At 37.2% G+C, this 20,729-nt stretch carries 20 protein-coding genes and 1 riboswitch; of the genes, 13 read left to right on the top strand and 7 right to left on the bottom strand.

The genetic code is table 11. The annotated features are described in order from the left end of the window. Nucleotides 1-120: 120 nt before the first annotated feature. Together ACQKMD_RS03730 and ACQKMD_RS03725 are read left to right on the top strand one after the other, a co-directional pair. Nucleotides 121-1,374 (top strand): hemolysin family protein, encoded by a 1,254-nt coding sequence (locus ACQKMD_RS03730; RefSeq protein ID WP_427749591.1) that lies wholly within the window; start codon nt 121-123, stop codon nt 1,372-1,374. Between the two features lie 229 nt (nt 1,375-1,603). After that, the gene (locus ACQKMD_RS03725) at nt 1,604-2,176 is read left to right on the top strand and encodes an RNA polymerase sigma factor (protein WP_427749589.1); all 573 of its coding nucleotides are present in this window, start codon (nt 1,604-1,606) and stop codon (nt 2,174-2,176) included. A gap of 203 nt (nt 2,177-2,379) precedes the next feature. On the opposite strand, the gene ACQKMD_RS03720 is transcribed toward ACQKMD_RS03725, so the two are convergent. The 6 genes from ACQKMD_RS03720 to ACQKMD_RS03695 form a co-directional block, all read right to left on the bottom strand. Next, entirely contained in the window at nt 2,380-2,808 is a 429-nt protein-coding gene (locus ACQKMD_RS03720) for a MarR family winged helix-turn-helix transcriptional regulator (RefSeq protein ID WP_427749587.1), read from the bottom strand. Between the two features lie 25 nt (nt 2,809-2,833). Then, nucleotides 2,834-3,238, bottom strand: a complete 405-nt coding sequence (gene spx / locus ACQKMD_RS03715; RefSeq protein WP_053417987.1) for a transcriptional regulator Spx — start codon at nt 3,236-3,238, stop codon at nt 2,834-2,836. Between the two features lie 191 nt (nt 3,239-3,429). Further along, the gene (locus ACQKMD_RS03710) at nt 3,430-4,317 is read right to left on the bottom strand and encodes a YitT family protein (RefSeq protein WP_427749585.1); all 888 of its coding nucleotides are present in this window, start codon (nt 4,315-4,317) and stop codon (nt 3,430-3,432) included. 620 nt (nt 4,318-4,937) lie between these two features. Continuing rightward, nucleotides 4,938-6,500 (bottom strand): ABC-F family ATP-binding cassette domain-containing protein, encoded by a 1,563-nt coding sequence (locus tag ACQKMD_RS03705; RefSeq protein WP_427749584.1) that lies wholly within the window; start codon nt 6,498-6,500, stop codon nt 4,938-4,940. Between the two features lie 480 nt (nt 6,501-6,980). Then, nucleotides 6,981-7,169, bottom strand: coding sequence for an SE1832 family protein (locus ACQKMD_RS03700; RefSeq protein WP_427749582.1), 189 nt, complete (start codon nt 7,167-7,169; stop codon nt 6,981-6,983). A gap of 80 nt (nt 7,170-7,249) precedes the next feature. After that, nucleotides 7,250-8,329 carry a PseG/SpsG family protein gene (locus ACQKMD_RS03695; protein WP_427749580.1) on the bottom strand — a complete coding sequence of 360 codons (1,080 nt, stop codon included), beginning with the start codon at nt 8,327-8,329 and terminating at the stop codon, nt 7,250-7,252. Nucleotides 8,330-8,475: 146 nt separating this feature from the next. On the opposite strand from ACQKMD_RS03695, the gene ACQKMD_RS03690 reads away from it, so the two are divergent. From ACQKMD_RS03690 to ACQKMD_RS03655, 8 genes are all read left to right on the top strand, one after another. After that, nucleotides 8,476-9,285: an NAD-dependent epimerase/dehydratase family protein gene (locus tag ACQKMD_RS03690; protein ID WP_427749578.1), complete on the top strand. Its 810-nt coding sequence runs from the start codon at nt 8,476-8,478 to the stop codon at nt 9,283-9,285. Between the two features lie 202 nt (nt 9,286-9,487). Beyond that, nucleotides 9,488-10,051, top strand: a complete 564-nt coding sequence (locus tag ACQKMD_RS03685) for an NADPH-dependent FMN reductase (protein WP_427749576.1) — start codon at nt 9,488-9,490, stop codon at nt 10,049-10,051. 323 nt (nt 10,052-10,374) lie between these two features. Then, complete coding sequence (locus tag ACQKMD_RS03680; protein ID WP_427749574.1) at nt 10,375-10,968, top strand: TetR/AcrR family transcriptional regulator; 594 nt, start codon at nt 10,375-10,377, stop codon at nt 10,966-10,968. A 16-nt stretch (nt 10,969-10,984) separates the two neighbouring features. Then, complete coding sequence (locus tag ACQKMD_RS03675; protein ID WP_427749572.1) at nt 10,985-13,168, top strand: DNA topoisomerase III; 2,184 nt, start codon at nt 10,985-10,987, stop codon at nt 13,166-13,168. A 118-nt stretch (nt 13,169-13,286) separates the two neighbouring features. Beyond that, the gene (locus ACQKMD_RS03670) at nt 13,287-13,823 is read left to right on the top strand and encodes a hypothetical protein (protein ID WP_427749570.1); all 537 of its coding nucleotides are present in this window, start codon (nt 13,287-13,289) and stop codon (nt 13,821-13,823) included. A 14-nt stretch (nt 13,824-13,837) separates the two neighbouring features. Next, nucleotides 13,838-14,323, top strand: a complete 486-nt coding sequence (gene ybaK / locus ACQKMD_RS03665; RefSeq protein WP_427749568.1) for a Cys-tRNA(Pro) deacylase — start codon at nt 13,838-13,840, stop codon at nt 14,321-14,323. Between the two features lie 124 nt (nt 14,324-14,447). Further along, nucleotides 14,448-15,089, top strand: a complete 642-nt coding sequence (locus ACQKMD_RS03660) for a YczE/YyaS/YitT family protein (protein ID WP_427749566.1) — start codon at nt 14,448-14,450, stop codon at nt 15,087-15,089. Between the two features lie 271 nt (nt 15,090-15,360). Further along, nucleotides 15,361-16,560 (top strand): glycine C-acetyltransferase, encoded by a 1,200-nt coding sequence (locus ACQKMD_RS03655; protein ID WP_427749564.1) that lies wholly within the window; start codon nt 15,361-15,363, stop codon nt 16,558-16,560. A 62-nt stretch (nt 16,561-16,622) separates the two neighbouring features. On the opposite strand, the gene ACQKMD_RS03650 is transcribed toward ACQKMD_RS03655, so the two are convergent. Next, the gene (locus ACQKMD_RS03650; protein ID WP_427749563.1) at nt 16,623-17,786 is read right to left on the bottom strand and encodes a pyridoxal phosphate-dependent aminotransferase; all 1,164 of its coding nucleotides are present in this window, start codon (nt 17,784-17,786) and stop codon (nt 16,623-16,625) included. Between the two features lie 179 nt (nt 17,787-17,965). On the opposite strand from ACQKMD_RS03650, the gene ACQKMD_RS03645 reads away from it, so the two are divergent. The 3 genes from ACQKMD_RS03645 to ACQKMD_RS03635 all read left to right on the top strand — a co-directional run bounded on the left by ACQKMD_RS03645 (nt 17,966) and on the right by ACQKMD_RS03635 (nt 20,728). Beyond that, nucleotides 17,966-18,754, top strand: coding sequence for a carbon-nitrogen family hydrolase (locus ACQKMD_RS03645; protein WP_427749561.1), 789 nt, complete (start codon nt 17,966-17,968; stop codon nt 18,752-18,754). 79 nt (nt 18,755-18,833) lie between these two features. After that, a riboswitch (SAM riboswitch) is annotated at nt 18,834-18,938 on the top strand. 115 nt (nt 18,939-19,053) lie between these two features. Then, nucleotides 19,054-20,067 (top strand): methionine ABC transporter ATP-binding protein, encoded by a 1,014-nt coding sequence (locus ACQKMD_RS03640; RefSeq protein ID WP_427749559.1) that lies wholly within the window; start codon nt 19,054-19,056, stop codon nt 20,065-20,067. Next, nucleotides 20,057-20,728, top strand: coding sequence for a methionine ABC transporter permease (locus tag ACQKMD_RS03635; RefSeq protein ID WP_427749557.1), 672 nt, complete (start codon nt 20,057-20,059; stop codon nt 20,726-20,728). The genes ACQKMD_RS03640 and ACQKMD_RS03635 overlap by 11 nt, the downstream gene beginning before the upstream one ends. The last annotated feature ends 1 nt before the right edge of the window (nt 20,729 follow it).

The raw sequence follows: 20,729 nt of genomic DNA, 5'->3' as shown, positions 1-20,729 counted from the left end.
ATAGCATATCCCTACAATTATTTAGAAAGGCACACTTGAAGAGAGGTAGAATATCAATAATATGGTATATTATCTATATAAAAATATAGGGAATTCGTTTATTAACAGGAGGAAGTTTAGTTGGAGTTTATAGGTTTAATCATATGTTTGATGGCGTCATTTTTCTTTTCAGGAAGCGAAACAGCGTTAACAGCTATTAATAGGATGAAGGTCCAGTTGCGTGCTGAGCAAGGAGATCGCATGTCTGAAAAACTGTTTTTGCTCATTTCGCATCCGGACCGCATGATTACAACGATTTTAATTGGTAATAACATAGCGAATATACTACTACCAACGTTTTTAACTATCATTGCACTTAGACATGGTTGGCAACTTTCAATAGCTACAACAGTTTTGACAGTCATTATCATTATATTTGGAGAGGTTCTTCCAAAGACAATCGCTGTTACATTTGCAGATCGTATTGCTTATATGGTAGCCCCAATCATTGCTTTGCTAGTACAAATTCTGCGACCAATTACTTGGATTATCCAAAGCTTTACGAATACTTTTATCCAAATCATTTCAAATGGGGCAGTGAAAGAAGCGATACTGACGAAAGAAGAGCTTCGAACGATGGTAGACATTGCTTCTACAGAAGGAACATTTGCTTTCGATGAATCAGAGCGTCTTAAAGGTGTTATGGATTTTCCTGATAAAGATGTATCTGATGTTCTCGGTACTCATAGAACAGAAGTTGTCGGACTATCTATCCATTCAACGTTTGAAGAGGTACGCGAAACGATTTTGGAATATTCGTTTACTCGTTATCCGGTTTATGATGAAAGTATGGATGACATTGTCGGCATGTTCTACTCAAAGAAATTTATTGAATGGACATTAGATCCTTCGAAAACGCTTGATGATTTCATAGATCGCGAACCGTTATTTGTAGTATCGAATATCAGTGTAGAAAAAGTATTCAAACTAATGTTAGCTAAGAAAAAGCATTTAGCTATAGTTCTAGATGAATATGGTGGGACACTTGGGATTATTTCGCATGAAGATATAATAGAAGAAATGATTGGACAAGAAATCGAGGATGAATCAGATGAGGCAGAGGAATCACTCATTTATGAAGTGACTGAAACTAAACTTGTCTGTCATGGTCGTCTTGAAATTGTCGAGGCAAATCGAATTCTTGAAGTAGATATACCACAACTCCATGATACTTTAGGTGGCTTTGTTCTTGAACAATGCGTTCATGTTCCAGAAGAAAATGAATTCTTCAATTATGAAAATTTACATGTCGTTGTAAATGAAATGGACGATAATCGTATCGTAAAATTAACGATTACCAAAAAGCCAGTCGAACCTAATAAAGACGAAGAATAATTGAAGATGAATAAAATCCTATCCAAGAATTTGGATAGGATTTTTCTTTTGTAATGTAATTTTTCAGTATAGAACGTTGATATATCAACGTTTTAGAAGATAGATTACAAGACTTATATGCTAACCTTACATGAATGTAATAAAATTGAAAGAGAATCCGATAGAGTGAAAGGTTTGTTTTTGCGACAATAGGTTTAACAAAGCAAGACACGAATCGGAGGTAATGAAAATGAATACTAAAACAATGACAAATACAAATACAACTCTTGAAACAGTTTACGAGGAATACAACCGTTATATATATCACTTATGTCTAAAACTAACTCGCAATAAAGCAGAGGCAGAAGACTTGATGCAAGAAGTTTGGGTGAAAGTTGTACGTTATGAATCTTATGTAGCTGACGTAGATCACGTTAAAGCTTGGTTAACTACAATTTGTATGAACACTTTCCGCGACCGCTATCGCAAAAATGTTCGTCGCAGTAAATACATGATGAACCAACCTGATACTTTAGACGTTCCTGTTCTAGATTTGGTTCCCAACAATGAACTATCTACTGAGGAAGTTATTGAGCAAGATGCAATCGCTCAAATTGTGCAAGATAAAATTGGTCAACTAGATGCTATTTATCGCACGACACTAGTATATTTCTATGTAAATCAATACTCTCTTGTTGAAATTGCAGAATTGATGAAAGTTTCAATCGGTACCGTTAAATCTCGTTTATTCCGTGCGAAACAACGTCTAAAAGAAATGATGATGGCTGATCAATCTTCAGTTGAGGCAATCATGCCTGCTTAATTAATAATTGTCCGTTAATCAAAAGTCGGACAATCTAAACAGAGATCGCCGCCTTGAAAAACGGTAAATATATAAGGTAATAGCTATCCAAGTTTGGGTAGCTATTTTTGTAAGGTAGACAGTATGTTAAACCAACTATTGGACGTGACCATTATTTTGTCCAAAATAAAACCACTAACACAATACTTTTGTGTTAGTGGTTGTTATGAACCAAATAAGCATTTAGAGAAAATCTTACGGAGAGTATGAATTTCATCTTCGCTGAGCATGCCAAACATTTTTTCGATTATTTCATTTACATGTTGATGTGCCGTTGATAGGAGTTCTCTACCAGTATCTGTAATATCGAGTTGAGAGGCACGACGATCTGTTTCATTTTGAGTCTTTTTAACAAGGTTGGCCTTAATTAGCTTGCTAGTTAGCACAGTAACGCCACCTGTTGTCACTTGAAGTTTCTCAGCTATAGCAGAAGGGCGTTTTGGACCTTCGTTGTTTAGAAGATCTAGTATTAAAATATGAGTTTTAGAAAAGCCCAGACTGTTCTGGCTATTCCACTCATTTGCCCATTTGCGCTCTAAAGAAGCAACTACTTCAAAAAGTGAAGAAATGCTTTCTCTTCTAGCATCATTCATATTACTCATCTCCAAAATGTTTCATTCAGCCTTCTAGTGAAAGACGTTGCATTTCGTAAAGCTCATAAGCACGCACCTTGCGTGGGATGAAGCGACGAATATCCATATCATTATAGCCGACTTGTAGGCGTTTTTCATCAACTAAAATCGGGCTACGTAGCATTTTAGGATGATCTTTTACAATATCATATAGTTCTTGAATAGAAAGTTGATTAATATCGCAATTTAAGTTTTTGAAATCTTTAGAGTTTGTAGAAATAATTTCGTCTGTACCATCTTCAGTCATGCTTAAAATCAATTTAAATTCAGGCAATGTTAACTGATCAGACGTAATTCTTTTTTCAGTGAAAGAAATGTTGTTTTCCTTTAACCACTGTAAAGCCTTTTTTGATGAAGTACAGCTCGTTTGAGTGAAAATTGTAACAGCCATATATTTATCCCGCTTTCTATACTGATTGTTATACTTATATCTTACAAGTAAGATATATATAAGTCAATGGCTTTAATGTGGAAAATAAGTAAAATTAATGTTTAAAGAAGAAATTTTGAATTTTATTTTGTACAAAAATAAAAAATCCACTGTACTAATTATGTCCAGTGGATTTTGAAAGTATGAGTAATTTAGTGAACATCTTTTTTCTTAAAATTTCCGCCTTGAATTTCAGTCATGTTACTGAAAGCAAGGAATGCAGATGGGTCAACTTCTTCTACAATATTTTTTAATTTGGCTTCTTCTAAACGGCTGATAACACAGAAAATCACTTGTTTATCATCCTTAGAATAGCCACCTTGTCCATTTAAATACGTGATCCCTCGACCTAAGCGAGACATAATTTGATCTCCTATTTCATCCGCTTCATCACTAATAATCCAGATAGATTTCGTTTGGTTCAAACCTTCAGAAACGAGGTCAATTGTTTTGAATGCAATGAAATACGAAATAAGAGAATACATAGCACGATCAAAACCGAATACTAAGCCTGCGCTACCTAAAATAAATAAGTTCATGAATAAAATTATTTGTCCTACAGAGAAGGGCAATTTTTTATTAAATAAAATGGCTAACGTTTCACTACCATCCAAGCAACCGCCAGCTCGAATTGCAATCCCAACACCAATTCCTAGTAATATACCACCAAGAACTGTAGCTAATAGGGTATCATTTGTGAATGCTGATGAATTATGCATAAATGAAGTCGCAATTGATAAAACGACGATACCATAAGCGACTGAAAAGGCGAATGTACGCCCAATTTGTTTATAGCCTAAATATAGAAATGGTAAGTTAAAGAGGAATAGGAAAAGCCCTAGTGAAAGACTTGTAAGGTGAGAGGCCATAATAGCAATACCTGTGACGCCGCCATCGATTAAGTTGTTTGGAATGAGTACCATTTCCAACCCAACAGCCATGATGAGTGCACCTATAGTTAAAAAGATTAGTTTGATTGCATTTTTCTTTAGTTTACTTTTCTTCCTTTGTACAATTTTAGCTTTCTTGTCTGAATCCATAAAAACACCTTCCTTATTGTAATTCTCACACGATATGTTACTGATTTCAAGGGGTAGCTATGAAATCAAGGTAATTGTTTAGGATTTGAAAAAACTCCGCTTTGGCGGAGTTTTAGTATTTAGAGAAGTATTAAACATTCGGCGCTAGCTGCTCGGGTCGTTCCAGTCGGGCGCTCAAAGTCAAAGAGCGACTTTGGCTTCCGCTTCCAAAGACCTCACAGCTAAACGGGCGCCTTGGGCCAACAGGATGTTGGTCATGCAACCGTTGCGACAGGGCTTCGCGAACTTAGGTTGCCTACCTTAACTAGCATATCCAGCTGAAGCGGCCAGACTCTCGAGGTCACTTCCACTTTCTCGGTCGAAAACTAAAAGATGTTTTCGATTCAAAAGTTTCAGTGCTTGTCGGAGGCCCACAGGAAGTGGGTCAGATAGCCGTTGTGACAGGATGTCGCGAACTTAGGCTATCTTCCTTTAAGTGGGCGTATTCAGCATTAAGAAAGATATCCAGCTTCAGGCGCTAGCTGCTCGGGTCGTTTCAGTCGGGCGCTCAAAGTCAAAGAGCGACTTTGGCTTCCGCCTTCCAAAGACCTCACAGCTAAACGAGCGCCTTCAGCATTTAATTATTGATGTCCAGTTGAGAACCATTCTGCTACGTCCCAGACTTTTGTTACTAGGCCTTCGTAAAATTCAGGTTCGTGGCTGACTAGGATGATTGTGCCTTTGTATTCTTTCATAGCGCGTTTTAGTTCTTCTTTTGCATGAATGTCTAAGTGGTTTGTCGGTTCATCGAATAGCATCCAGTTACTTTCATCCATCATTAATTTACAAATACGAACTTTTGCTTGTTCTCCACCACTAAGTTGACTTAATGGGCGAGAAATATGCTCATTTTTCAAACCAGTTGATGCAAGAACGGCACGCACTTGGCTTTGTTCCATGCTAGGATATGCATTCCAAACGTCCTCAATCGGTGTAATGTTACCTGCTTTAACCTCTTGTTCAAAATAAGAAGGGAAGAGGAAGTCTCCGCGAGTTACTTTACCACCAAGAGGCTGGACTTTGCCAAGCATTGTTTTAAGTAATGTTGATTTACCAACACCATTCATACCAACAAGAGCGATTTTTTCGCCACGTTCGATTTCAAAAGTAAGTGGTGGTAATAATGGCTTGTCCTTGTCGTAGCCAATTAACAGATTTTCAGCTTCTACAACGTAACGACCTGAGCTACGTGATTCTTTAAAGCTGAATTTTGGATTTGCTGCAGTTTCTGGGCGGTCGATACGTTCCATTCGATCCAATTGTTTTTGACGAGATTTAGCGCGACCAGTTGTAGAATAACGTGCTTTGTTTTTTGCGATAAATCCTTCTTGTTTTTTTATGAATTCTTGTTGCTTTTCATAAGCATCGATATGTTGACGTTTGTTAATTTCAGCTAGTTCTAGGAACTTCTCGTAAGTTGCAGTATAACGAGTTAGTTTCGAGAATTCTAATTGGAAAATAACATCGACAACGCCATTCATAAATTCTGTATCATGTGAAATTAAGAAGAATGCATGTGGATAGCCTTTTAAGTAGTTTGAAAGCCAAGTAACATGCTCTTCATCCAAGTAGTTGGTAGGCTCATCCAGTAATAAAACTTTCGGCTTCTCTAATAGAAGTTTCGCAAGTAATAATTTTGTACGTTGACCACCAGAAAGTGCTGTTACATCACGCTCAAGTCCGATTGCATCTAAACCAAGTCCACGTGCAACTTCTTCAATCTTCATATCTAATGTATAAAAATCTCCAGCATCTAAAGCGTCTTGAATTTCTGCCATTTGTTCTAATAATTCTTCAAGTTCTTCAGGTGTTGCTTCAGCCATTTTGCCTGTGATTTCGTTCATTTCGGCTTCTTTTTGGTAAAGTGGTAAAAAGGCATCGCGTAAAGTTTCGCGCATTGTTTTACCTGGTGTTAATACAGTATGTTGATCCAAATAACCGTAATGTGTGTTTGGTAACCATTCAACTTTACCTTGGTCATGGATTAGTTGTCCTGTGATGATGCTCATTAATGTAGATTTACCGACACCGTTGGCTCCAACAAGACCAACATGTTCGCCTTCTACAATACGGAACGATACATCTTTAAAAAGCGTACGGTCGCCGAATGTATGGCCAAGATTTTCAACTGTTAAAATACTCATTTTTTTGTCCTCCATATAAAATACGATAGCTGCACTTTGTAAAAAAATATTCGTTTACAATCGCATGATTGCAAACAAGGCAAGTCGTATTTTTTGTTATATTTATTAGTTCGATTTTAGGCCAACAGGATGTTGGTCAGGTAGCCGTCGACAGAGACGTCGCGAACTTAGGCTATCTTCCTTTAAGTGGGTGTGTTCAGCATTAAGAAAGATCTCCAGCTTCAGGCGCTAGCTGCTCGGGTCGTTTCAGCCGGGCACTCAAAGTCAAGAGCGACTTTGGCTTCCGTCTACCAACGACCTCATAGCTGAACGAGCGCCCTGGGCATTTAGATGAGATATCCAGCTTCAGCGGCCAGCCCCTCGAGGTCACTTCCACTTTCTCGGTCGAAAAAATTGAAAAGATATTTTCGATTCGAAAGTTCTAGTGCTTGTCGGGGCTAAAAGGGCCGCATCAACATTTACAATAAAAAAAACCCGCAGTTATGACAACGCTGCGAGTTGTTTGTTCAATTCGGCTAGTTGTTGCTCCATGTCTTTTAGGCGTTTTTCGGCCTGCTCAACAGCTGATCCGTTACCTACTGAATCGAGTTTTTCGATGTCACCTTGTTGACGGATGTAGTCGCTTTTTAGTTCTAATATTTGGTATTCTATTTCGGCTTTAGTAGGCATGAAAATACTCCTTTATATAATTTTCGACCATTGCGATGTCTGATTCTGAAACTGTGACAAATTTCAACACAGCTTTTTTCTTATTGTATCATACGTGGCGTTTTCTTGGTGTGATCTTGTACTAAAAAAGCCTGTGCTTTTGGTGTTCTGTGCGCAAAATTTGTAAGCATAGAGTGGATGTAATGGTTGTTGCTTTGTAGATCAAGCTTTTTTTGATTTCGAATGGCACGGTCGCGACGTGCTTCATGCAAAAGTAGTTCCATGACAGCGTTTTGTAAGTGAGATTGTTTTAATTTGCGACCACTTCCAAGCTGAATAAAACCGTTCTGATCACGAGGGAATGCATGCATGATTTCTGTTTCATTTTGCGAGATAACGATACAAGGGATGCCTATAACTGCAACCTTATAAGGGGTATAACTTGCTGCACAAATGACGATTTGCGCTTGAGAAAGGAGAGTTTCAAGCATATCATCCGCATGGATTACGGTAATATTCCTACGGCTTAAAGCCATCATTTTCAATTCATCAATATCATGTCCGTACGAAGGATCCACTAATACAGAGATACGTACAGGAATTTGTAGTTGCATTAAGTGGCGCATTGTTCGATACGTTAAATTTTCTGGATCACTGCCTTCATATGCAACCACAATATGAGGCCGTTCTCCTTCATCTTCAATAGTAGTAATGGCTGCAATTGTTTCAGGTACAACAAATGAAGAGGGACCTGTTAAATAATGAGGGTCTACCTTTTCACGGATTTCTCTATAAAGTGTGTGTAATACGCAATCGGCTGCTTTACCCCCCTCACCAAAATCATCAAAATGCACGAGAGCGGGAACAACTTCTTTTAATTTCTCTGTATCTTCAAGCTCTGTATTAATACCATCGCGTACAAGTAAATCAGGTTTTAATTTAGATATATATTGAAGCAACTGTTTTTGATCGCGGTAAGAAATCGGTTCTATTCCCGTCGCTGCTAGCTTTTTCAGGGCTAACTCAGATGGTTGCTTAATGAAAATTAGAATTTTTTCATCGTTGAACATCTTTACAAGTGTTGCGATTCTTTCAACAGGGTATAGGTCATTATTTGATGAAGCTTCAACTGCAAATGCAATCGTTTTTTTAGAATAATTTTCTGTTTGGTTATGAGTCATTTAAATCCCATCCTTTCAACTTATCTATCTACCTTATGGTGAAAAATTTATGATTATGTCTGTAAAATCAATAGAATGTTAGATACATAGGCTAAACTATCCGTTTTCTTGGACGGTATATAGTTTAAGAAAGGTCGTGAACAATTATGTTGATGCGTTCAGCAATTGTCGTTGGAGCAACCGGTTTGACGGGACAGGAACTTGTTGCAGTCCTTTGTGAGAGTGAAGAGTACGCTGAGATTACAGTAATTGCTCGCCGCAAATTAAATTTTGAACATCCTAAACTTGTAATGAAAATTCGTCAGTTCGATCAATTAGAAGAGACAGATTTCAAATTTGCACATGAACTTTACTGCTGCCTAGGTACTACACGTAAAAAAGCAGGGTCAAAGGCTATGTTTGAAAGAGTGGATCTTGAGTATCCAGTGAATATCGCATCGATTGCAAAAAAATGTGGAATTCCACATGTACTTGTTATTTCTGCTATGGGAGCGAATGAAGATTCTAAATTCTACTACAATCAAGTAAAAGGAAAAATGGAGCATAATTTAATCGCACTAGAGTTGCCTCAATTATCGATTTTTAGACCGTCATTATTAATGGGGGATCGTGAGGAGCCACGCCTAGCAGAAAAAATTGGCGGAGTATCGATGAATATCTTGAAACCTGTATTCATTGGTCCACTTAGAAAATACCGTGCAATTTCTGCAAGTAAATTAGCGAAAGCGATGTATACTGTTGCCATTTATAATACAAAACAAAAAATCAGAGTATTTGATTCTGCAGAAATTTTAATGATGGATAAGTCAAATGTATTAGTTGACCTACATGAAGAAATAATCGATGAAGAACCCGTTTTTAATTGGGAAAAACGTCAAGGCATTTTCATTGAAACAGAAATACTAGAAGAGGAAAAAATAGATAAACCACTAAACAATGAGCAGCAAAATCCATAAACTATGGATGAGATTAAATGGTAATACCAAAATATAGTAAAATACCTTACTAATGCATGATGGCTTAGTTTGTTTTGGCGAAGAATGAGTTTTCTGTTCCGTCTAAAGACTGAAATTGTGTCGAAATCGTGCCTGTCACCTTATATATCGAATCTGCATTTGTTACAATAATGATAGGAATTTTGAATTGGAGGTAACATCTATGAAGATCTTACTTGTAGACGGTACAATTATCGGAAGAAAAACGGGTGCAATTTTAAAACAAATAGAGATATATATTAAAGAATTTGATGGTAGCCTAGAGCTTGAACTATTACATCTAGCTGACTTCGAACATCAATTTGTCGATGGTCGTCCATTTGAACAATATAATAATGATATGAAAACACTGGTGAAAAAATTCGAGGAAGCAGACGGCTATATTTTAGCTACACCTATTTTCCAAGGATCAATTCCAGGAGTATTAAAAAATACATTTGATTTTCTACATCCTAAAGCTATGCGCTACAAACCGGTTTCAATTGTAGCCAATGGTGGTACACAACAACATCACTTAGTTGTAGAAAATCAACTAAAACCAATCCTCGACTACTTCCGTGCACTCGTAACTCCAAACTACGTATACACACATACTAGTCACTTTGATAAAGATAACAACATTATCGATGAAAATGTTCTTGAGCGATTACAAGAATTAGTACGAGTATTCGGGAAGTACTGCGAACTAAGTAATGATCTTCCAAAAGAACCAATCGACCAACACTAAAAGGAGTGGCTTTTGCCACTCCTTTTTAGTTTATATAAATTTCATTGCTGTACCGTATGTACAAAAACTTATCGTTGTATCTTTAAGTGCTGTTTTCGCCATTTTTGTATGCGATTTAATTTTCTCACCCAAGTTCCTATTAAGAGCCAAGAATATCATGTCCAATATTTTGGATGTTACAATTACTCCCTTAATTTTCTTCTAGTAATCCCTTCAATTGTTGTAATAAGCATATAAAAATCTCCTTTACCAAAAAACAATACGACTGTATCGGAAAAGTAATACGAATGTATTGGAAAAATCAAATGTGTTATGATTAGATTATGGAAAAGATTAATAAATTTGAAATACAAAGAGAAAAAATTGCTCAAGCAACTTGGTCAGTTATTCGCAGGGAAGGACTTGAAAATGCGAGTGTACGTAATGTGGCACAAGAAGCGAATCTTTCTGTCGGCTCTTTAAGACACTATTTTTCAACACAAAGTGATTTGCTAATTTATTCGATGGAACTTATTCAAAAAAAATCGGATGAACGGATTGAAGTGATGCGTTTATTTGGCAAGGGTCCAACAACAGACGATATACTAGAAGTCTTACGGCAGTTTTTGCCGTTAGATGAAGATAGAAAATTAGAAATGGAGGTTTGGCTATCGTTTTCATCCAAAGCATTAGCAGATGAAGCTATTCGTGCAAAATGTCAGGAGCTTTTAGAAAACTCCTATCAAATGCTGAGAACGATGCTAGAATTGCTAATTTTCTTAAAAGAAGCAAGAGAAGATTTGGATATTGATGTAGAAGTCATCCGATTGTATGGATTGCTTGAAGGGATATCCTACCATTGCATTATGCTGCCAGACAAAATTACGCATGAAATTATTGACCGTGTATTACGTGAACAATTACAAACGTTAAAATAAGGAGATAAGAATTTATATGGAAAAAAGCTTAGTTTTAGCAGAAAAACCATCTGTAGCACGTGATATCGCGCGTGTATTAGGATGCACGAAAAAAGGAAATGGCTTTCTTGAGGGGCCACAATATATCGTTACTTGGGCACTTGGCCACTTAGTTACTCATGCAGATCCAGAACAGTACGATCAAAAGTTTAAAGAGTGGAAAATGGAAGATTTGCCTATTTTACCGAATCCATTTAAACTCGTACCTATTCGTCAAACTACCAAGCAATACAATTCTGTGAAAGCACAATTGATGCGACAAGACGTTAATCAAATTATTATTGCGACAGATGCGGGACGTGAAGGGGAGTTAGTAGCTCGTTGGATACTAGAAAAAGCTAAATGTCGTAAACCGGTTAAACGTTTATGGATTTCATCAGTGACGGATAAAGCTATTAAAGATGGCTTCAAAAATTTAAAAGACGGTCGTTCTTATGAACATTTATATGAGGCAGCTGTCGCTCGTGCTGAAGCGGACTGGGTTGTTGGTATTAACGCAACACGTGCTTTAACGGTAAAATATAATGCGCAATTATCAACAGGTCGTGTACAAACACCTACTCTAGCAATGATTGCTGAACGTGAACAACAAATTAAAAACTTTAAGCCAAAAACGTATTATGGCTTACAAGCACATACAAACGATACAAAATTCACTTGGTTTGACCGCCAAAATAACCAATCACAGTCTTTCCAAAAGGATAAAATAGAACAATTACTAAAAACATTAGATACTGTTACTGAAGGGGTTATTCAAGATATTCAAACTTCCCCAAAACGTCAATCTGCTCCAACATTATTTGATTTGACTGAATTACAAAAAGAAGCACACAAACGCTGGAGTTGGTCTGCAAAAGAAACACTTTCAACGCTGCAAAATCTTTATGAGCGTCATAAGATTGTTACGTATCCACGTACGGATTCAAAGCATTTAACGGATGATATGAAGAGCACTTTAAAAGATCGTATTAAAGCATCAGCTGTTGGGGATAACCGAGCTGCAGCGAATCTTTTATTGCGTAATAATTCAGTGCAACCACAAAAGGGTGTTATTGATAATGCAAAAGTATCTGACCACCATGCTATCATCCCAACTGAAGAAGTGGCTATGTTACAAGATTTGTCTGATAAAGAACGTCGTCTATACGATTTAATCGTCAAACGTTTTTTAGCTGTCTTCTTTGGTCCATTTCAATATGATCAAACAACGGTTACGTTAGCTGTTGGCAATGAAGTATTTAAAGTAAAAGGTCGTACAATTCGTGATGAAGGCTGGAAACGTGTTTATCAACAAGATGATGATGACGACACAGATGAGCGTTCACTACCAAGCTACACTAAAGGTGATAGAATCGCTATCCGTGCCATCGCTATGACACAAGGGGATACAAAGCCACCAGCTTATTTCAATGAAGGAACATTACTTGCAGCAATGGAAAATCCATCCCAATTTATGAGTGGCGAATCGAAGGATTTAATTAAAACATTAAACGAAACAGGTGGTATCGGTACCGTTGCAACCCGTGCTGATATTATTGAGAAGTTATTTAATTCATTTTTGATTGAGAAAAAAGGGAAGGACCTTTATGCTACTTCCAAAGGTCGTCAGTTATTAGAGTTAGTACCAACAGATCTAAAATCACCTGCTTTAACTGCTGAGTGGGAACAACAATTAACTAAAATTGCAAAAGGATCAGCAAAGAAAGGCGATTTCATTAACAACATGGTTAATTTTTCTAAAAAGGCTGTTAGTGATATTAAAAAGAGCGATCAAAAGTTCAAGCATGATAATGTTACAGGGAAAAGATGTCCTGATTGTGGGAAATTATTACTTGAGGTAAATGGTAAACGCGGTAAAATGCTTGTTTGCCAAGATCGAACTTGCGGCCACAAGAAAAAAGTATCAATGGTGACGAATGCACGTTGTCCAGTTTGTCATAAGAAATTGGAACTTCGTGGTGAAGGAGAAGGACGCATTTTCGTTTGCTCATGTGGCCATCGTGAGAAATTGTCTGTATTTGAGAAGCGTAAGAAGGAAACTGGCAATACAAAAGTTTCTAAAAAAGAAGTCCAAAAGTACATGAAAAAACAAGATGATCAACCACAAAACAATGCAATGGCAGAGGCACTGAAGAAACTTTTAGGAACAAAAGACGAATAAATGGGTATTTTTTACCAATAAATATTGTAAATATTTGAGAATAATGACCTTTTGAATTTTCAGACAACGGTGTTAAAATAGTTTTAACTATAATGATATTAGAAAAGAGGTGATTTGCATGAAATTAGCTGCTCTACTAAACAATCAGTATACAGAAATTGAAAATCGTAAACGAACTCTTAGGCAAAAGAATGCAGGAGATGCTTATCGTAAAACAGCACAGTATTTCCAACCAAAGTCGAATCCAGCTTTGGAAGAGCTAATGGACTTGCTTACGGGTAAAAAGGAAAAACAACATCAGCCGGAAGTCCAAGCTGCTATTCGTGAGCTTCAACAAAAGGATCAGCAATTCCGTGCTAAAGCAAGGGATAACATGGAACAGACGTCGGAACCTATGAAGGAAGATATACGCAATGCTGAAGGTGCAACTGAGATAATCCAGCGAAATCGTGATCAAATCACCGAAGTAAATCAACAAGTTACAACAGAAAATTCTACTAATCAATTTGGGCAAGTAACAAATTTAACACAAACATTAGAGCAAAGGCTTAAACAGCGTCTATTCGATCGAGCAATTTCTCGTTATTCATATCATGTACAGATGGGGAAATCAGGATTTAGAGTGACAAAGCCTAGCTTTTATCGTATTGCTTAGGAGAAGTGAATGTTTTGGCTAAAAATGCAAAAGTACAAAAAACAAATGCAGTCCGCTTATTAGATCAAAAAAAAGTGCCATACTCACTGACAGAATATGGAATTACAGATGGTCAAGTCGATGGCATTACAGTTGCAGGTAAAATTGGACAACCTGTCGAGAATGTTTTTAAAACACTTATTGCTACTGCTGGCAAAGGAAAATTTTACGTTTTTGTCATTCCAGTAGCAGCAGAACTCAATCTGAAGGCTGCTGCAAAGGCTGTTGGAGAAAAGAAAATAGAAATGCTACATGTTAAAGACTTATTGCCAACTACAGGATATATCAGAGGTGGCTGTTCACCTATTGGTATGAAAAAGTTGTTTTCAACCTTCATAGATGAATCTGCTAAATCGATTGATCATATCTTTGTTAGCGCTGGGAAAATAGGTATGCAAATTTGCATTCAACCAGCAGACTTAGCAAAAGTCATTAATGCTAAATTCGCCTCTATTATATAAATCTAGGATAGTTGTATTTTAAATAGGGCCGTATTTTGTTATAATAGTTTAGTTATCATTGAAAAGCCGCTTTATGCTTCTTGCGTAGAGGGCTTTTCATTTTTCTGTAGAAAGAAGGATTTTTGTGAATAAAATAAATAGTTTGCGCTGGGTGTTTTTTATGATGGGGCTTATCGTCATTGCACTCGGTGTTTCATTAACAATTAAAGGACAAACCTTTGGGGTAGGCTCATGGGATGTGCTGCATATAGGTCTATTCAAAAACTTTGGTTTTTCCATTGGTAGCTGGTCGATTATTACAGGCCTTATTATTATAGGTATTACAGCAATTGGCACTCGGCAATTACCTAAAATAGGTACCTTTATCAATATGCTGAGCATCGGTATATTCATTGACTTCTTCAACTGGTTATTACCTGATGTGGATCATTTAGCATTACAATTTTTTAGCTTCATTATAGGTATTGTTTTACTAGGTATAGGTGGCGGAATGTACATTTCAACAAATTTAGGTGCTGGTCCTCGTGATAGCTTAATGCTTTTAGCTGTGGACAAGCTAGGTCTAAGTATTACTAAAGCGCGTACAATTATGGAAGTAACTGTTGCAGTAGCAGGATGGTTACTTGGTGGTCCTGTTGGTCTTGGTACGGTCCTTATGGCATTCGGTCTAGGACCTATTGTGCAGTTTTCACTCGCGTACAATCGTAAGTTATTGTTGAGATGTATGGGTGAAGAACAAGTAACATTTTCAGAGTTAACGAAATAAGTAGAAAATGAGTAGACAATTGTCTGCTCATTTTTTATTAATCTAGAATGATGATATTACTTATTAAAATACACTGATGAGGCACCATTTTCACCAAGATACAACAAGAAAATAAGTATTCTAATTTTTCTGAGTGTACAACTGTATTTCTTGTAAGGACAGTATATGTAGTAATTTCAATGATTTTTATCTTATTATTTATAACGGTTCTTTTCAGATGTACAAATAATTATGGAAGTATGCTACAATATTTTTATCGGAAATTGAAAGGATGATATTCTTGTCAAACATACTGAACACATTCGTAGATGACAACTTGCAACAACTGCGCGACCAAGGCTTATACAACGAAATAGATCCAGTAGAAGGCCCTAACGGTTCAGTTATTCAAGTGCGTGGCAAAAATTTGGTCAACCTATCTTCAAATAACTATCTTGGCTTGGCAACAAATGATAACTTAAAGAAAATTGCTCAAGAAGCAATCGAAAAATACGGTGTAGGTGCTGGGGCAGTCCGCACAATCAATGGAACACTCGATCTTCACGTTAAATTAGAAGCGAAACTAGCGGAATTCAAAGGTACTGAAGCAGCCATTTCATACCAATCAGGCTTTAACTGTAATATGGCAGCTATTTCTGCTGTTATGGACAAAAATGATGCTATCCTTTCTGATCAATTGAATCACGCATCTATTATTGATGGCTGCCGCTTATCAAAAGCAAAAATTATTGCGTTTAACCACTCTGACATGGATGATTTACGTGCTAAAGCAAAAGCAGCGACTGAATCAGGCTTATACAATAAAGTGATGGTCATCACTGACGGTGTATTTTCAATGGATGGAGATATCGCTAAACTTCCTAAAATCGTAGAAATTGCGAAAGAATTTGATCTTATTACATATGTAGATGATGCTCATGGATCAGGTGTTACGGGTAAAGGTAAAGGTACAGTGAAGCATTTCGGCTTAGAAAAAGAAATTGACTTCCAAATCGGTACACTGTCTAAAGCAATCGGTGTAGTAGGTGGTTACGTAGCAGGTAAGAAGAATTTAATCGATTGGTTAAAAGTACGTTCACGTCCATTTTTATTCTCAACAGCTTTACCACCAGGTGATGTTGCTGCAATTACTGCGGCAGTTCAAATGCTAATTGATTCAACGGATCTTTGTGATCAACTATGGGAAAATGGTGATTATTTAAAAGCAGGTCTGAAAAAACTTGGATTTAATATCGGAGCATCTGAAACACCGATTACACCATGTATCATAGGTGACGAAAAACTAACTCAAGCATTTTCTGCTCGTCTTTTTGAAGAAGGCGTATACGCTAAATCAATCGTCTTCCCAACTGTACCAAAAGGCACTGGACGCGTGCGTAACATGCCAACTGCCGCACATACAAAAGAAATGCTAGATGAGGCTTTAGCTACTTATGAAAAAGTAGGTAAAGAACTAGGGGTAATTTCATAATTTTAAATGCTCAGCAGATTTGCTGAGCATTTTTTATTAGGCAATTTGTTTAATGTGATTTCTTAAAATAAATTTAGTTTAGAGATACGTTTTATCGCTTCATGAAGCCTGTCCTCATCAACAAGCAGGCCTACACGTACGTACCCTTCTCCGTATTCTCCAAAACCATTACCAGCAGCAACTGCTACATCAGCTTTTTCAAGTAATAAATCAGCAAATTCTTCACTTGTATAACCTTCTGGTACAGGAAGCCATGCAAAGAATGACCCCTTTGGTGCTTTCACAGCCCAGCCAATACGTTCGCAAGCAACGTTTAATGCGTTTCGGCGGCTTTCATACATAGCCACTAACTCGGTTACGCAATCTTGTGGGTTAGTAAGTGCGGCAATGCCAGCCTCTTGCACTGCAGGGAAAATGCTGACAAATAGATGATCTTGTACTAAATTTAATGCTTCAATCAGTTTGGCGTTACCAACTGCAAAGCCAATACGCCATCCGGCCATATTATATGTTTTTGATAAAGTATATAGCTCAACGCCAACGTCTTTAGCTCCGTCAGCTTGTAAAAAACTCACTGGTTTTTCACCATCAAAGCCAATTGCTCCGTATGCAAAGTCATGCATTATGGCAATATCGTTATCTTTTGCGAACTGCACAGTTTCATCAAAAAATGATAAATTCGCAACAGCTCCAGTTGGGTTGTTTGGATAATTTAAATACATTAGTTTCGAACGATTTTTTACCTCATCTGACACAGTTGTGTAATCAGGTAGGAAGTTGTTTTCAGGTAGTAGCGGAAGTGTATCGAACTTGACTTCAGCTAGTGCCACACCTGACCAATAGTCTGGATAACCAGGGTCTGGGAGTAGCATTGAATCTCCAGGGTTCATAATAGCTAAAGGTAATTCGACTACGCCAATTTTCGTGCCGAAAAGTATGGCTACTTCCGTATTTGCATCAATTTCAACACCGTATTCTCGCGCATAAAATGCAGCAATTGCTTCCTTAAATTCAGGTAAGCCACGGAATGGTGAGTATTTATGAGCTTGCGGATTAGTAACAGCATCCTGCATAGCTTTTACAATATGTGGAGGTGTTGGCTGGTCGGGATTACCTTGTCCTAAATTGATGACATCTCTACCTTCCGCCACTGCGGCACCTACTTTTTGTACTAATGTTGCGAAAAACTGTTTCGGCAATTGCTGTAATCTCGTTGAAAATTCCATCTTTGAGCTAACCCCCTTGAATTATTTTGTTCGAAAATTTGTTATCTACAAAAACTTTCGCTAAATACTCTATACACAATAACTACTTTGTGGATAAAATAGACGTATGTATAAAATAGTCGCAATAATAAGAGAAATATTATAACTTTTTAAAGAAAATGTCTACAGGTGGTGGAGTTATGAAAATTGCATGTATACAGTTAAATGTTGCCTTCGGGGACATTGAAAAAAATTTTTCAAACGTTGAAAAATTTATTAGAGAGGCTGCGGATAAGGGAGCAGAACTCGCAATTCTTCCTGAAATGTGGAATTCTAGCTATGCTTTAAAGAAATTAGAAGAGCTAGCAGATCCAAACGGGGAGCGTACGAAGGATTTTTTACAAAAGCTTTCGAAAGAACTGCAAATTCATATAGTTGGTGGCTCAGTATCGACAAAAAAAGATGGTGAATTCTACAATACGATGTACGTCTATAACAATAAAGGGGAGCTTGTCAGCGAATATGACAAAGCACATCTTTTCCGTTTAATGGACGAGCATTTGTATTTATCAGCTGGTGATAAGAAAAATAACTTTGAGCTGGGTGATATTCCAGCAGCTGGTGTTATTTGCTACGATATTCGTTTTCCGGAGTGGTTACGCCTACACGCGTTAAACGGAGCAAAAGTAATTTTTGTTTCTGCACAATGGCCAACACCACGTATTGATCATTGGAAAACGTTATTACAAGCACGTGCAATTGAAAGCCAATGTTTTGTTATTGCAGTAAATCGAATTAGCCATAAAAAACAGAATTTCAACGGTCAATCAATGGTTATTGAACCTTGGGGTGAAGTATTATGGACTGGTGGAGAAGATGAAGAAATGGCGATTATCGATATCGATTTCTCTATAGTTGATGAAATTCGCCAAAGAATTCCAGTGTATGATGATCGACGACCTGAATTATATAAAGATATTTTGAAATAATACAGAATTTCAAAAAAGTGTTTGACAACTAGATTATTACACCGTAATATTTAGTTCATAACTTACAAACGAATATTGAACTTTATCTAGAGAGACCGAGGGATAGGCCCTATGACGTCCGGCAACCCCCTGAAAAGGGAAGGTGCCAATTCCTGCAGAATGAGTGCATTCTGGAAGATAAATCGCCAATTTACATTTACGATACTTCTTTCAGAAAATTGAAAGAAGTATTTTTTAATAGAAAATACCTAGTAATTCTATAGAATTTATATAATATAAACAGATTTGAGGGATACAATATGCTCAAGATTCAGAATCTTATGAAAATATATAAAACAAAAAAAGGGAAGGTTACGGGCGTAAATAACGTATCATTGAAAATCAACAAAGGTGAAGTCTTCGGTATCGTAGGCTACTCTGGAGCAGGGAAAAGCTCACTTCTACGTTGTATCAATTTATTAGAGCGACCAACGAGTGGCAGTATCGTTGTAAATGGTCAAGACTTAACGAAGCTAAAAGGTGAGCAACTTCGAAAAGCTCGTTTGAAAATCGGTATGATTTTTCAACATTTTTACTTAATCAGTCAAAAAACTGTCGGTGAGAACATCGAATTTGCTTTAAGAGCAGCAGCTACACCGCCAGCTCGTATTAAAGCTCGTGTAAAAGAATTGTTAGAAATGGTTGGTTTAGCTGAGAAAATCGATGTCTATCCAGCACAATTAAGTGGCGGTCAAAAGCAACGTGTTGGTATCGCCCGAGCACTTGCAAATAACCCATCTATACTACTTTGTGATGAAGCAACATCAGCACTTGATCCAAAAACGACAGTTTCTATTTTACGCTTACTGAAGAAAATCAACCGTGAGTTTGATATTACAATCGTCCTGATTACTCATGAAATGGATGTTGTCAAAGAAATTTGTGATCGCATGGTTGTTATGCAAGACGGGAAAGTCATTGAAGAGGGTTCTGTCTATGACATTTTTGCAAATCCAGTTGAGCCTTTAACCCAAGAGTTTATCAGTAGTGTTGTATCATTTGAACTTCCGCCAACAATTCTTAAAGGTGTCAAAGGGAAGATGGTTAAAGTGTTATTCAAAGGGGATGTCGCTGGTGAGGGTGTCATCTCAGATATGATTCAAAACTTTGATGTACACGGGAATTTCCTGCACGGCACTATTGAGTATATTCAAGAAAAACCGCTTGGCATTTTCCTAATGGAGCTACAAGGTCATCCGGATAATGTGAAGAGAGCCGTTTCCTATTTAGAAGGGCGCGGTGCGTTTGTGGAGGTGATTAACGATGTTATTTGATTTCGAACATTTCCTTAGTATGCTTCCAGATATATGGAAAGCATTTGGTGAAACATTACTCATGATTGGTATTTCACTTAGCATCTCGCTAATCATCGGTTTACCACTAGGTATTATTTTATTTATTACAAGCAAAGGTTTATTTTTACGAAACCGTTTTTTGAATGGAATTCTAGGGTTTATTGTCAATCTTGTTCGTTCCATTCCTTATATCATTCTATTAGTAGCGTTGTTCCCACTAACCAAAATATTAGTTGGGGATACTATTGGGCCAGTAGCTGCGAGTGTTTCATTATCCGTAGCAGCAATCCCATTTTTCGCGAGACTTGTTGAAACGTCTATGCGTGAAATTGATAAAGGTGTCATAGAAGCATCAATTGCAGTCGGTGCAACACCGTGGATGATTGTAAAAGACGTGTTATTACCTGAAGCGAAATCAGGTATTATTCAAGGCATTACAATGACGGTTATTAGTTTAGTCGCATACTCTGCGATGGCCGGTATTATCGGCGGTGGTGGGATTGGTGACTTAGCAATTCGCTTTGGTTATTACCGCTATGACAACACAATCATGATTGCGACAGTTGTCATTTTAATAGTTATCGTCCAAATTATCCAACTTGCAGGCGATGCCATTTCAAAAGCAATCGATAAGCGATAAA

This window comes from Viridibacillus sp. NPDC096237, assembly GCF_050278625.1.
Taxonomy (GTDB): Bacteria; Bacillota; Bacilli; order Bacillales_A; family Planococcaceae; genus Viridibacillus.
The sequence above is the reverse complement of the archived record's forward strand: the minus strand, read 5'-3'. Positions and strand labels throughout refer to the sequence as shown.

Excerpts from the sequence above, each read along its gene's own strand:
- spx (WP_053417987.1), bottom strand. The coding sequence starts at position 3,238 with ATGGCTGTTACAATTTTCACTCAAACGAGCTGTACTTCATCAAAAAAG.
- ACQKMD_RS03690 (WP_427749578.1), top strand. The coding sequence starts at position 8,476 with ATGTTGATGCGTTCAGCAATTGTCGTTGGAGCAACCGGTTTGACGGGA.
- ACQKMD_RS03705 (WP_427749584.1), bottom strand. The coding sequence starts at position 6,500 with ATGAGTATTTTAACAGTTGAAAATCTTGGCCATACATTCGGCGACCGT.
- ACQKMD_RS03710 (WP_427749585.1), bottom strand. The coding sequence starts at position 4,317 with ATGGATTCAGACAAGAAAGCTAAAATTGTACAAAGGAAGAAAAGTAAA.
- ACQKMD_RS03675 (WP_427749572.1), top strand. The coding sequence starts at position 10,985 with ATGGAAAAAAGCTTAGTTTTAGCAGAAAAACCATCTGTAGCACGTGAT.
- ACQKMD_RS03700 (WP_427749582.1), bottom strand. The coding sequence starts at position 7,169 with ATGCCTACTAAAGCCGAAATAGAATACCAAATATTAGAACTAAAAAGC.
- ACQKMD_RS03720 (WP_427749587.1), bottom strand. The coding sequence starts at position 2,808 with ATGAATGATGCTAGAAGAGAAAGCATTTCTTCACTTTTTGAAGTAGTT.
- ACQKMD_RS03670 (WP_427749570.1), top strand. The coding sequence starts at position 13,287 with ATGAAATTAGCTGCTCTACTAAACAATCAGTATACAGAAATTGAAAAT.
- ACQKMD_RS03725 (WP_427749589.1), top strand. The coding sequence starts at position 1,604 with ATGAATACTAAAACAATGACAAATACAAATACAACTCTTGAAACAGTT.
- ACQKMD_RS03680 (WP_427749574.1), top strand. The coding sequence starts at position 10,375 with ATGGAAAAGATTAATAAATTTGAAATACAAAGAGAAAAAATTGCTCAA.
- ACQKMD_RS03650 (WP_427749563.1), bottom strand. The coding sequence starts at position 17,786 with ATGGAATTTTCAACGAGATTACAGCAATTGCCGAAACAGTTTTTCGCA.
- ACQKMD_RS03655 (WP_427749564.1), top strand. The coding sequence starts at position 15,361 with ATGATATTCTTGTCAAACATACTGAACACATTCGTAGATGACAACTTG.
- ACQKMD_RS03640 (WP_427749559.1), top strand. The coding sequence starts at position 19,054 with ATGCTCAAGATTCAGAATCTTATGAAAATATATAAAACAAAAAAAGGG.
- ACQKMD_RS03635 (WP_427749557.1), top strand. The coding sequence starts at position 20,057 with ATGTTATTTGATTTCGAACATTTCCTTAGTATGCTTCCAGATATATGG.
- ACQKMD_RS03685 (WP_427749576.1), top strand. The coding sequence starts at position 9,488 with ATGAAGATCTTACTTGTAGACGGTACAATTATCGGAAGAAAAACGGGT.
- ACQKMD_RS03695 (WP_427749580.1), bottom strand. The coding sequence starts at position 8,329 with ATGACTCATAACCAAACAGAAAATTATTCTAAAAAAACGATTGCATTT.
- ACQKMD_RS03645 (WP_427749561.1), top strand. The coding sequence starts at position 17,966 with ATGAAAATTGCATGTATACAGTTAAATGTTGCCTTCGGGGACATTGAA.